The sequence below is a fragment of the Pseudomonadota bacterium genome (genome assembly GCA_008501635.1).
In the GTDB taxonomy this organism is placed as follows: Bacteria; Pseudomonadota; Gammaproteobacteria; order QQUJ01; family QQUJ01; genus QQUJ01.
Genome location: QQUJ01000015.1, coordinates 22,457 through 35,007 on the forward strand (window position 1 = coordinate 22,457; position 12,551 = coordinate 35,007).

The 12,551-nt window shown below is 51.7% G+C and carries 9 protein-coding genes; 8 read left to right on the forward strand and 1 reads right to left on the reverse strand.

Annotated elements, in window-relative coordinates; translation table 11 throughout:
• Positions 1 to 4: 4 nt before the first annotated feature.
• The 8 genes from DWQ09_07495 to DWQ09_07530 all read left to right on the forward strand — a co-directional run bounded on the left by DWQ09_07495 (position 5) and on the right by DWQ09_07530 (position 10,719).
• The gene (locus DWQ09_07495) at positions 5 to 1,213 is read left to right on the forward strand and encodes a hypothetical protein (GenBank protein KAA3628675.1); all 1,209 of its coding nucleotides are present in this window, start codon (positions 5 to 7) and stop codon (positions 1,211 to 1,213) included.
• Positions 1,185 to 2,345: a GNAT family N-acetyltransferase gene (locus tag DWQ09_07500; GenBank protein KAA3628676.1), complete on the forward strand. Its 1,161-nt coding sequence runs from the start codon at positions 1,185 to 1,187 to the stop codon at positions 2,343 to 2,345. Before DWQ09_07495 ends, DWQ09_07500 begins: the two co-directional genes overlap by 29 nt.
• A complete protein-coding gene (locus DWQ09_07505) occupies positions 2,342 to 3,463 on the forward strand; it encodes a glycosyltransferase family 2 protein (GenBank protein ID KAA3628677.1) in 1,122 nt (373 codons plus the stop codon). Before DWQ09_07500 ends, DWQ09_07505 begins: the two co-directional genes overlap by 4 nt.
• On the forward strand, positions 3,460 to 4,629 hold the full coding sequence (locus tag DWQ09_07510) for a GNAT family N-acetyltransferase (protein KAA3628678.1): 1,170 nt from the start codon (positions 3,460 to 3,462) through the stop codon (positions 4,627 to 4,629). The genes DWQ09_07505 and DWQ09_07510 overlap by 4 nt, the downstream gene beginning before the upstream one ends.
• A gap of 464 nt (positions 4,630 to 5,093) precedes the next feature.
• Positions 5,094 to 5,654 carry a GNAT family N-acetyltransferase gene (locus DWQ09_07515; GenBank protein ID KAA3628679.1) on the forward strand — a complete coding sequence of 187 codons (561 nt, stop codon included), beginning with the start codon at positions 5,094 to 5,096 and terminating at the stop codon, positions 5,652 to 5,654.
• Between the two features lie 116 nt (positions 5,655 to 5,770).
• Positions 5,771 to 6,793 (forward strand): hypothetical protein, encoded by a 1,023-nt coding sequence (locus DWQ09_07520; protein ID KAA3628680.1) that lies wholly within the window; start codon positions 5,771 to 5,773, stop codon positions 6,791 to 6,793.
• 1,787 nt (positions 6,794 to 8,580) lie between these two features.
• Positions 8,581 to 9,636 (forward strand): hypothetical protein, encoded by a 1,056-nt coding sequence (locus DWQ09_07525; protein KAA3628681.1) that lies wholly within the window; start codon positions 8,581 to 8,583, stop codon positions 9,634 to 9,636.
• Between the two features lie 45 nt (positions 9,637 to 9,681).
• Positions 9,682 to 10,719, forward strand: a complete 1,038-nt coding sequence (locus DWQ09_07530) for a glycosyltransferase (protein ID KAA3628682.1) — start codon at positions 9,682 to 9,684, stop codon at positions 10,717 to 10,719.
• Between the two features lie 175 nt (positions 10,720 to 10,894).
• Here DWQ09_07530 and DWQ09_07535 read toward each other — a convergent pair whose 3' ends face one another.
• Positions 10,895 to 12,028: a glycosyltransferase family 1 protein gene (locus DWQ09_07535; protein ID KAA3628683.1), complete on the reverse strand. Its 1,134-nt coding sequence runs from the start codon at positions 12,026 to 12,028 to the stop codon at positions 10,895 to 10,897.
• Positions 12,029 to 12,551: the final 523 nt, after the last annotated feature.

The window sequence follows — 12,551 nt, forward strand, 5'->3', positions numbered from 1 at the left end:
ACCGATGAGCTATCTCGCACCCGCCGGCACGCCGATCAGCGCCTCGGACTTATGGCGTTGGTTGTACAGCCTCTCGGGCGCTACGAACGAGATGACACAGTTTCGCCAGACCCTGAGGCAGACGCTGCAACTTGCGGGCTGCGAGTTTGTCTCCTCGGGACGGGCCGGCATGACGTTGTTGCTCCGAACACTCCATCGAATTCGTGGCGAAACTCTACGCAATGAGGTCGTGGTACCCGGTTACACCTGCTACTCGGTTCCCGGATCAATAGAGAAAGCCGGACTCAAGGTGCGCGTCTGCGATATCGATCCTGTGTCACTCAGTTACGACCTGGAACAGTTGCGAAGCACCGATTTCTCGCGGGTACTGGCGATCGTCACTGCCAACCTCTACGGCATTCCCAATGACCTGCCCGCCATCGAGGCCATTGCGGCGAAACAGAATGTCTTTCTGGTTGACGATGCGGCCCAGGCGCTTGGTGCGACCATGGCGGGGCGGTGGGTCGGCACCTTTGGCGACATCGGCCTGTTCAGCCTCGACAAGGGTAAAAACATCACCTCCCTGCAAGGCGGCATCCTCGTCACGAAACACCCCGCGATCGCTGAACCTCTGGCCGCAGCTGTCGGACGCCTTCCGCAGACCTCCAAGGTTACGACTCTCAGCTATGCAGCCAAGCTCCTGTTTTATGCTGCGCTGCTACATCCGACCCGTTATGGCATGGTGCGAAAGCTTCCCTTCCTCGAACTGGGAAAAACTCCCTACACTACCGAGTATCCCCTTTGCGGTCTTAGTCCTGTACTGGGTGCGATGGCTCACCTGCTCTTCCAGCGCCTCGATGCTATTACCGCGGCGCGGCGCGCAAACGGTCGCGCCCTTATAGAGGCACTTGCCGATTTACCCAACCTCCAACCAGTGATACCGCCACAGACCGCAGAACCTGTCTACTTACGGCTGCCGATCCTTGCGGAGACTCCCCGTCAACGCGATTCCCTCCTGAATGCACTAGATGCGGCAGGAATTGGTGCCACTCCCTCCTATCCGGCTGCCGTGGCAGATATCCCGGATTTACAGGGCCGTCTGGCACCGGGGAGCTACGATACGCCCGCTGCACGCGACGTAGCCGCGCGTATCATCACCCTCCCCACGCATCCCTATGTAACCTCCGACCATATCCGTCAAGTCCGTGGCTGCCTCAAACCCCTCCAGGCCTGAGCGACCATCCGGTCACTCCATCGAGGCGTCAGCAGGGCTGCGCACCCACGTATCGCGGCGGCTGCCCGATATTCCGTTTACTCCCGAAGAGTGGAATCAACTCGCGGAGGGTTCATCCACAACGACCGTTTTTCAGACTTACGAATGGTTTGAAGGTTGGTGGAACAGCTTCGGACAAGACGGTCAGCTACTGCTGATTTCGGTATTTCGGGATGATGCACTGCTGGGCTTCGCACCACTCATGCGCCGCCCATCGTTTTTGAGTTTTGTTGCCGATACTCACTCCGACTACCTTGATTTCATCACTGGCGACAATGGGCCGTTGGTGCTTCGAGAGGTACTCAGGCATTTGATTCATCATGAGCGCTCCTGGTCGGAACTGCATCTCAGAAATATCCCTGCCTCAAGTCCTACTGTCGCGCTGCTCGAATCGTTCTCAGTCAATGAGGATCTTTTGCTGCTGAGGGGAACCGATATGCCGTGTTTCTTGCTACAGGTTGACGGAAGTGAGGAAGACGTTCGACAGCGGGTAAGCAAGTACAGTCTCAGGCGCGCCAGCAACTATTTTAGCCGCCAAGGTCATCTCACCGTACGGACGGTTGATTCTGTTTCTGAGGGGCAGCAACTCCTACCTGTTTTCTTCGATCAGCATATTCGGCGATGGTCGACGACGGGCACCCCCAGCCTGTTTCATGAAACGCAGAATCGGCATTTTTACAGTGAGTTGATCACGCAGCTACTACCTCGCGGGTGGTTGCATCTATCCGTCGCCGAACTGGACGAACAACCCATCGCATTTCATTTTGGATTTGACCACGCGGGTACAATAACCTGGTACAAACCCTCATTTGATCCCGATCACGCAGCACACTCACCGGGCAAACTCATACTGAGTCACCTCATGAACTGCGCTCTGGACAGCAATCGATCCAAGTTGGACTTTACGATCGGCGCAGAACCCTTCAAGGAGCGCTATTGCGATACGCAACGAGTCAACACTCAATACCGCGTATTCCGATCACGAATTGGGTACTTCAATGCGCTGACGAGGGATCACGCTTATCGCAGCATACGTTGGATAGTACGAAGACTGAGACTTGCGCCTTGGCTGCATCATTGGAGACACGAATGAAGGTATCGGTCGTTATACCGACCTACAATCGCGCCGACATGGTTGTGGGCGCTATTGATAGCGTGTTGACACAATCGATGGGCAGCCTGGAGATAATAGTGGTGGATGACGGTTCCACCGATAACACCACTCGGGCCCTGCTACCCTATAGAAATCGCATCAACTACATCTACACGAAGAATCAGGGTCCCGCCAGTGCCCGCAATCGTGGAATGCTTGCTGCCAAGGGCGAATACATCGCTTACCTGGATTCGGATGACATTTACCGCCCATTTAAACTTGCTTTGCAATGTGGCTTACTGGATCAGCACCCGGACGTCGGTATGGTTTATACAGAGTTTTCAGGATTTGACGACGACGGTTACTATGACGAATGGCACCTACGCCACTATCACGCCTCCGCTTATAGCCGAGGCGGTATCACCTATGAAAAGATATTCAATGAAAGTGTACCCTTGATCGACACAGAATACGGTCGCAAGGCTCTGGCTGGAAGCGACTCTGATTGGTTGAATCGGCGTGCGTGGTTCGGCCCACTCTACGATCAATACCTCTTTAACACCCTGGTATTTACCAACAGCATGGTATTCCGTCGATCACTGCTGGAATCAGTAGGCCTACAGGAACCCAAATTCGGTATGTTTCACGACCTCGAGTTCGCCTTGCGTCTGTGCCGTGAGGCAACCGCCGCCTTTATCGATGCACCCACTTACCTGTTGCGCTATCACCCCGGACAGATATCGGGAACACATAGTCACGATTTCGCCCGGCTAATGATTAACAAGCAACGGGATCTACTGCGGGTATTCCGCGCTCACACGCGATCCAGTTCCAAAGCGACGGCCATCGACCCATCTCGCACGGAACAACAGATTGCGCGTCTCTGCCGCGCTGTAGCCATGCCGTTGCTGGCCTATGATCAAGGTGGGTCGCACGAAAATCGCTATTATCCGCGCCGTGCGCGACGATATCTTCAAGCCTGCACCCGCGCCGGCTACTCGGAACGCGCGCTTTGGGCGCTCTCTTTCATGCCGCATATCGTGCGGCGTGCAGGTTTCAAGCTCATGCGCATGACTGCCGCCGCACGGCAGCACCGCACGCTCAGCCCGATGAAATGATGCAGATTGAACTAGTCAAAGCTCCTCTAGATCTGGCGCCCTTCGCGGCCGATTGGGAACAGCTTTTCAGAGCGAGGCCTCATGAGCCTTCCCTATCTTTGGAGTGGACCAAGGCTCTGCTCGTGAATCATCTGAACCCTGCAGATGAGCCCAGCTTAGTGGTCTTCAGGCACAACGGGTCCATTTGTGCGCTACTGCCAATGGTTCAGGATACATCGTACCTTGCCGGGTTGCCTCTCTCCAGTCTGCGAGCGCTTTCGGAATGCTCTAACACCCACAGCGATCTGCTCTGTCGGCAATTGAACGAAGATTTTGTTACAGAGTTGCTCGAGGTATGTGGTACCCGTACCGCTGGCTGGGATGTCATGCGTTTCACCCGTATCGTGGAAGATTCGGATCTGGATCGTGCCCTAAGTGGCGCCTTGTCCGTCGTAAAGTGCCGGAATCATATCAGGCTGGAGCCGCCGTCCTTCTTTCTTACGCTGCCGGAAAGCTACGATACATACCTCAATGCCCGCAGCAGCAAATTCCGTAACTACCTTCGTCGAATGGAAAAAGGCTTACAACCACTAGGGCGGGTACGTTTTCGCAGGACTGATTCACCCGAAGAACTCTTATCCGACTATGAAAATCTGCTCAGTGTGGAGCGGGCAAGCTGGAAACACAATCACGGCACCGCGATCAGCGCTGTGCCTCACCAAGAGGCATTCTACGGGGAGATGGCCAAAGGCGCTCTAGAGGCTGGCCGGCTGCACCTGACGTTTCTCGATCTCGACAACAAGCCGGTTGCCTACAACTTTGGACTGGTCGCCCACGGGCGTTACTACTATTTAAAGACCAGTTTCCACGAAGCCTTCCGGCGGAACGGCGTCGCCACTGTATCGAGAGCGTGGTTGATCCGTATGCTGATCGAGCAAGGAATACGCGAGTTCGACTTCCCAGGAGAGCCCTATCAGTGGGAGAACCAGTGGACCGACGAGCTGCGTTGGCACCGTTCCATAACTATCTTCAACGATACAGGTATGGGTCGCATATATCATTCCCTCACCCGTGTACGAGATCGGTATTTCCATCGCCAAGCTACAGCGCGAACCGTCACTTATCACAAAGCCAAATATTTGCAACCAAACAGGGGTGGTAGCAAGTGGCCAAAGTGGAAATACTGACCACTCTCGAAGATATTCGTGCAATAGAACCGGCTTGGCGTGAGCTGGGACTGCATTTCCCGAATCCTCTGCTGCAGTACGAGTGGTTTATTACCTGCGCTGAGGTTCTCTATCGCCCGGAGGAAGTTCATGTTGTCGCCTTAAAACAAGCCAATAGGATCAGCGCCATAGCTCCTCTTGCGAAAATCCAGCGACGGTACTGCCAATGGCTCGAGATTCTTGGATGTTCGCGATTATACGAACCGACAGACTTCTTGTACGAATCAGAGATTTCCCTGAGACAAACTCTCAGTGTGCTCATTCGACTCGGCTGTCCTCTCGAACTGGGCCGTATTCCTATCGCATCACCACTGATTGGGAAGCGATCGGTAGAAGTTGATCGACATGGAGTCCATGTTCGACGTCCCGGTGCTGATTCTTGTACTTTATACTTGGACCAGGAATGGGGAGCACTGTGGAACCACATGCGTAAAAGCCGGCGCAGCGATTTCCGCCGTATTAAACGGAGAGCAGCCGACAACGGAGGGTTCCGCATGGAATGCATTCTACCAACGGTTAGCCAGGTGAAACCACTGATTGCAGAAGCCATGGAAATAGAAGCCTCCGGCTGGAAAGGTACAAAAGGACACTGTCTAAACAATGATCCTATGCTCCAGGATTTCTTCATTACATATTGCCGCCGAATGGCTGAATCCAAAGCACTATATATATTCTTATTGAAACTCGGAGATGAGTCTGTCGCAGTGCATATAGCAGTGCGGTACGCAGAAGCACTTTGGATTCTCAAAATCGGATACAAAGAGCGTATGCGGCATCTGTCTCCAGGTCTTTTTTTAACACTGGAGACAATTCGATTCGCAATCGAGGCGGGTCTCCGGCGATACGTATTCCTTGGATGCCATGAGGAATGGCAGAATATCTGGCCTGTCGAATGCGGCCAGTTTGGAACTAAGATTTTTATGCCATTTTCCCTTAATGGGATCAAGGCAATCCGAGAATTAAGTACGCAATGGCTGCAGAAATAGCACCCGGCACTGGAGTTCCCTGTCGTTTGTTCGAAGCCACCGCGCTTGTTGCTCGTTACCACTCAGAAAATAAAATACATATATAATATGCTGAAATTCTGAGCACGATACCAAAAATGTTTAAACTACTAATAAAGCAACTGGCTGCCCGCCTGTTATATAGTTCGGGGATGCTGTGGATCTTGATGCGCGTCAGGCTGCGCGGACGGGCTGTCGTCCTCATGTATCACCGGGTTCTGCCGGAGCCACTGTTTAGTGAGACCTTCTCACATCCTGGCATCATAGTGACCCCCGACACATTCGCGCGTCATCTTGAAGTATTACGCAGATACTTTCACCCACTCACACTTGAGGAATTCCAAGAGTGCATTGAGTTAGGACACCCCTTCCCGAGAGGCGCTTGCCTAATAACATTCGACGATGGATGGATAGATAACCACGAACATGCTCTGCCTCTGCTACGTGAACGGGGGATTCCTGCAGTTGTTTTCACGGCTACATCCTTTATCGATTCTACGAAGTGTTTTTGGCAAGAATATTTAGGATTGCTTCTTTATCACGCTATCCGTAACGGCATTCGGAGTTCTACGTTGGATGCGTACAATGTGTCACCCAGCCCAGATCAGTCGCCGTCGGACATACGTACTGTAGTTACCGGTGTTATTTCCCGTTTTCATAACGCGTCATATGAGGAAATAGACCGACTTATAGACGAATTAACTACCGAACTCCGATCCCAAGGAGATTTCACGGAAACACCATCCAAGGATCGATTCATGAACTGGGAACAGGTAGACGAAATGATATTGTCCGGCATTTCAATTGGTTCACATACTTGCAGTCATCGCGATCTTACGCGCTTGAACGACATCACAGTCATCCGTGAGTTTGAAGACTCCCGCGACCAGATCCAGAAGCACTCCGTCTGCCCCGTTTCGGCGGTCGCTTATCCCGGCGGCAAGTTCGATTTACGATCCCTCAAGGCTGCACGGGCAAGCGGATATCGGCTCGGGTTTACAACGAAACGTGGTTTTGTCAGACCACGCGATGATCCGTTCACTATTCCTCGCTACAACATACACGAAGCGGCCACCAAAACATCCCCATTGTTCATTTGCCGCGCCTTGGGGATCTTTTAAATATAGGACATGACTATAGCCATGCAACGAATACTAGTTACCGACGCAGACAGTCGGGCCGCATTGGCCATTACGCGATCTCTCGGTCGGGCAGGATTTTACGTTGGTGTTGCCCATCATACGGAATCCGGACTCGCATCGTCCTCAAAGTATTGCCGCAAACGAATCCTCGTACCTGACGCGGTACAACATCCAGACTCTTTTGTCGACGCAGTCGACGATGCAACAAGGGCAGGAAGGTTTGATGCGGTCATTCCGGTTACCGATGTCACAACCCTTGCATTGAGCCAGGCTAGTGAAGAGGGTCGCTTCAACTGCAGGATGTGCATACCATCCCACAAAACTCTTGAACTTGCGGCAGACAAGTACCGCATTCTGGAGATAGCTGCTAACCTCGATATCCCCGCCCCACGCAGCAGGCTTATCACCAATGCAGGTGATCTGCAAATCGACACGGTTGATTTTCCTTTCCCTGTTGTCGTTAAGCCCACCCGATCAAGAGTGCGTAGTGGAGAACGGTGGATTTCTACTTCCGTGTTCTATGCAAATTCCTATGCCGAACTCGAACGCGAGCTCGGTTCGCTTGCTCCTGAATTCTTTCCGCTTCTCCTTCAGGAGCGAATCGTTGGATCGGGCGTCGGGGTGTTCGCATGTTATGAGCATGGACGACCAATCGCTTTTTTCAGCCACAAACGCATCCGCGAAAAGCCTCCGTCCGGTGGCGTAAGCGTTCTTCGAGAATCAGTGCCTGTTGACCCGATCGCGGGGGAACATACCAGGAAGTTGCTCGATCACCTACAGTGGCATGGGGTTGCGATGGTTGAATATAAGCTGGATGAAAGAGATCGCAAACTCAAGATCATGGAGGTTAACGGACGATTCTGGGGTTCCTTGCAGTTGGCCATCGACGCTGGCATGGACTTCCCTGTAATGGCTGCCGCTCTCGCTCTGGGCAATGAAGTAACCCCTATACGCTCCTATCGGACGGGTATACAAAGCCGTTGGCTCTGGGGAGACATCGACGCGCTACTCTCGTTGCTCTTCAAGTCACCTAAAAATCTCAATTTACCACCACATCACCCAGGACGATGGGTCACGTTGCTCCATTTTTCTATACCTTGGTATCCCGGCTTAAGATATGAGGTGTTCTCAGTATCGGATTTTCGGCCATGGTTGCATGAAACCCGGCGCTGGCTATTTCCGGCACGTCGTCAATAGTCGATCACCTCACAAGAGTTGCTTCGATGTTGTTTGGCTCCGATCAACCTAACCCCGATGGTTTTCTCTGGCGCATAATCGAAATCCTATTCCATTAGTCGTATGGAGGTCCAAGACACCCATCATTACACCAAATTGGTGGGCGAAGAAGGCATTAAAACGCCACTTTTTCTGTCGTGGACATGCTGGTCTTCGACTAATGCTACAATCACAGAAAATGAACAAACAGTTGACTGACAACTCATTAGTGTAAGTAATACGAACCCGCAAAGGTATGTATGGTAACACGGGGCTGATCAAGATAAGCAGTATTTAATGGGCATCCAATATGGATACTACTCTCCCTAGTATCTCGCCATGCGTGCGTACTACTTGATAGGCAGAAGAGAATGTATTTTCCGAACCCCAACTGTGATGATCTACGATTTAGCATCCTAGTCTGCGACCGGCATCAAGAAACGTGCACTAATCGTTTGTTTGTCAGCAAGTCATTGCGTTCCTAACGGTTAATGGATACGCGGGAGTGTACTTTCTTAGGTTGCGCTGCTCCAAAAAGGAATAGCTAATCTATGTTATGGCACGAGCATCTACGACGATCACTAAAGCTGCTTCTCATCAGCGGCCTGCAATACAGCGGACTACTCGACAGAAGACGGCGCGAAGCAATGCGCGACCACGCATTGATTCTAATGTATCACCGCGTCACTCCTAAAGGCGTCGGTGTCCCCGACTATTCTCCGAACGGAATGTCGGTTAGACCGGATGAGTTCCGTATGCATATGAAGTTTCTTAAGCAGCACTATAATGTCGTTCCTCTATCCAGAATCGCGGCTGCCGTGCGGGGGGAGCAGTCTTTTTTAAGCACCATGTGTGCAGTCACCTTTGATGACGGTTGGCGTGATGTGTATCAATACGCCTTTCCCATTATGAAGGAACAGTCGATTCCAACGACAATATATCTCGCAACAGGCTTTATTGATGGATTGCCGTGGTTCTGGGAGGAGCGAGCTAAGTACCTTCTTGCATTACTTAATAAGCGCGCCCGAATAGCTAGTTTCGAGACCTCCTTCAGAACCGCTACATCCGCGGACCTGTCGAGATTCGGCCTGGAGCGGATCTTGACTTTGAAACCGAGTCACTTACCCGGCTTCCTCTTGGAAAAAGGTCGCAAAATGAAGCAGTGGGAAACAAGTCGTAAAACTGCGATGATGGATATGCTCGAATCCGTGAATCGCGATCTTCTACTGGACACCGACCGCCCGTTCATGAATTGGGACGAAGTACGAGAAATGGCGCAAGCCGGTATCACCTTTGAGAACCATACCGTTAGCCACGAAATTCTATCGGAGCTCACCCCATCGGAAGCGGAACGCACAATTCAGAGCGCCGCGACCCGTATCAGCCAAGTGCTTGGTCATACTCCGACCCATGTTGCTTATCCCTACGGCAAGTATGACGAACGGATACGTTCCCAAATGCGGCATCTAGGGGCATCTTCAGCAACAACTACACGCTCAGGTCTGGTAGGGCACACGAGCGATCCGTACGCTTTAAATCGAGTGAATATCTGCAGTGAGATCGCAGGACCAAAGCCCTTATTTTCGTTCCTTATCCTTGGAAGCTAGAGCCGCCGCCAACCGTTATTTATTGTTGCAGAGGATCACAAGGGTATGCCCTTTGTTTCTGTAATCATCCCAGCTTATAATTGCGCCCCCTATCTTCCAACCGCCATAGAGTCAGTGCTCAGCCAATCGCATGAGGACCTGGAACTCATCGTTGTAGATGATGGATCCACAGATACAACCTCATCTATATTGGAACCGTACGTAGGCCGGATCCGTCTATTGCGACAGAAGAACGCCGGTGCGGCTGCCGCGCGCAATTATGGCCTGGCTTTGGCCAAAGGAGAGTTAATAGCATTTCTTGATGCAGACGACTGGTGGGAACCTTGCAAATTGGCTGCTCAGGTCACCGCATTCGAGGAGTTCCCCATGGCCGGACTCGTCTTCGCAGATTTCTTCGTGGCCGATGCTCAAGGTAAACTGCTAATGGAACGGGGTATACGGTGGAAGTACGGCATTGTAAGAAACGACAAAATCACACCGTGGAGCAAAGTGTTTGAGAAAAATCGAGCTATCGGACACGACAAATGTCTTAAACACCATCAGAACGTTGCGGCCTATGAGGGGCGGATCGCGACGTGGTTATTCCAGGGCAATATGATCAATACATGCTCCGTACTCATCCGCCGGGACGTTCTCGAAAAGGTAGGCGAATTCGATACATCATTGGAAACGGAAGAAGACTACGACTACTGGCTGCGTGTTGCTCAATCTTGGCCCATTGTATATATAGACCTACCTTTGCTAACGTTCCGGCGCCGCCCGGGACAATTGACTCAGGCAGACAAAATTGACCGAGTCGTTAGTAACGTTGCGAAGGTACTTATGCGGGCCGCTGACCGGTTAGCGGATGAGCTTTCCCCTCGGGAGATCGACAGTCGCCTCGCACGCATTTACCTGGATCTTGGAGTGATCCATCTCAGACAAGGTCGAATTGTTGAGGCTCGAGAATCACTGATGGAAAGTCTGAAGCGTAGACCTCAGTCAGTTTCTTCCGTCCTTTTTTGGTTGCTTTCTTTCCTTCCCGTGAACATTCTGTCTATTCTAGAAACCGCTTGGCACCGTGTCCACAGGAAGCGAACTTAGTGGATCCGACACTTAGCTAGAGTCGCGACTACTACATCTTACTCTCAATCTTGCTTGTGGCTAATAATCTTCAGTCATATCCGTAATGCCTATCAGCCACGGAGCCGCATTTCATTCAAAATCGTTATACCTTCCCGTATTAGATACCCTCTATTCCAGCCGCCTAGTACTTATCCTACTGTCCTAATATTTCCAGGTAGAGTTCTTCATAGTCGGCACACATGCGCCTTGCCGTGTACTTCTTTTCGTAATCATTTCGCGACTCACGTGCCAGATGTTCGCGCAGCGATCGATCAGTGATCACTTTCCTCAAACTCGCGGCAAGCATGTCCGGCGATCCCGGCGGTACAAGTAATCCACTTTCAGCATCACGAATAATGTACGAGTTGTCACCTACCGTTGTCGCGACTATTGCGCAACCACTAGACATTGCCTCCAATATCACTATGGACATAGCTTCCCATAGCGAGCTTTGCACGAATACATCCACCCACGGAAGAACTCGCCTTGCCGCGTCATCGACCCAACCAACGAACTCAACGTACGCGTTGAGATCGAGTTCTTTGGCAAGCGATTCGAGCGAGGATCTGAGATATCCATCCCCAACCAACACGACACGGAAGCGAAGCGCCTCATCCGCGAGTATGCGGATCGCTCTGAGCAAGACATCGATTCCCTTTTGCGGAATGAGCGTGCTTATGCTGCCAATTACGATCTCCGCCCCACGACGCACGCTATCTTGATCCTCAGTCGAACTTTCCGTCTTTACATCGGGCACCCCGTTTCGAATCAGCGCCAACCGTTCCACTGCAATATTGTACGTTTCCGCAATGCTCCGGCGCTGTGACTCCCCTACCGCCACCAATCGATTTGGAAAGCGCATAAACACACGCTCCAATGTTTGGTACCGTCGTGTTGGTCTTGGGTAGTTTCCATAGTGAAATGTTGTTGCATGGCGCAAACCAGGAACCGTCCACCCACACAATACCCCATCAACCATCGAATGTAGATCATGTGTGTGGATGAGATCAATGTCTAACTGGATGATAAGTCGACGCAGGCGAACGCTCGTAAAGAAATCCCTTTGACCACCATCAGTTAGGGCGATACGCACTACTTCATATCCCTCCGACTCCAATGCCTGAGCTATTGGACCATTCCCTTTCAGATGGGCTACAAACACATCGAACCGAGTTCTATCGATCTCGCGACAGAGCGTAGCTGTAACGTTCTCCGCACCCCCAATATACAGGGCTGAATTAACAATCAACACACGCGGTTTATGTGGTTCTCTCTGTTCCGATATCACAGGAGGAAATCCTTCGAAACATCTAGCAAACCGAACACGATGATACTATCCATGGGACATATCCTTGGGGGTGGAACCGACCCGCATCACAAACCGCTCTCTGGCAACTTACGAAAGACGAGCAGATTTCCGTACGCAAATCGTCCAGTACGAATCCATGAAAACCACATAAAGTTTATCGCAGGTATTAAACTGGTTGGCACTGCATTCTTGGTCAACATGTACAATCCAGTAAATTGTCCGACGATACACCGTTCGGGGAGGAACTTGCGCCTTTCCAGTGCCTTGAGAAGAGCCTAAGGAACGTCTGAATAAGTGATGCAAACCAGCACGGCCGATTCAATATGTTTGTGTTTTTCATCATAAGGAGCGTTTGCAGGCAGTATTCGGCTCAACATGGGCCGTTTTCTAGCCGTTTTGTGCGCCGTTGCGGTTTATCAGGCGCACCAATCCTATGTCGGGCATCGCAATCGTCGCCGCGCCAGGTACAGATTGGTCAATGCACTCAGTACAAACAAGGCAT

What these genes read in the sequence shown, in the direction of transcription:
- DWQ09_07495 (KAA3628675.1), top strand. Translation starts at nt 5, where the DNA reads ATGAGCTATCTCGCACCCGCCGGCACGCCGATCAGCGCCTCGGACTTA.
- DWQ09_07520 (KAA3628680.1), top strand. Translation starts at nt 5,771, where the DNA reads ATGTTTAAACTACTAATAAAGCAACTGGCTGCCCGCCTGTTATATAGT.
- DWQ09_07530 (KAA3628682.1), top strand. Translation starts at nt 9,682, where the DNA reads ATGCCCTTTGTTTCTGTAATCATCCCAGCTTATAATTGCGCCCCCTAT.
- DWQ09_07525 (KAA3628681.1), top strand. Translation starts at nt 8,581, where the DNA reads ATGTTATGGCACGAGCATCTACGACGATCACTAAAGCTGCTTCTCATC.
- DWQ09_07515 (KAA3628679.1), top strand. Translation starts at nt 5,094, where the DNA reads ATGCGTAAAAGCCGGCGCAGCGATTTCCGCCGTATTAAACGGAGAGCA.
- DWQ09_07505 (KAA3628677.1), top strand. Translation starts at nt 2,342, where the DNA reads ATGAAGGTATCGGTCGTTATACCGACCTACAATCGCGCCGACATGGTT.
- DWQ09_07510 (KAA3628678.1), top strand. Translation starts at nt 3,460, where the DNA reads ATGATGCAGATTGAACTAGTCAAAGCTCCTCTAGATCTGGCGCCCTTC.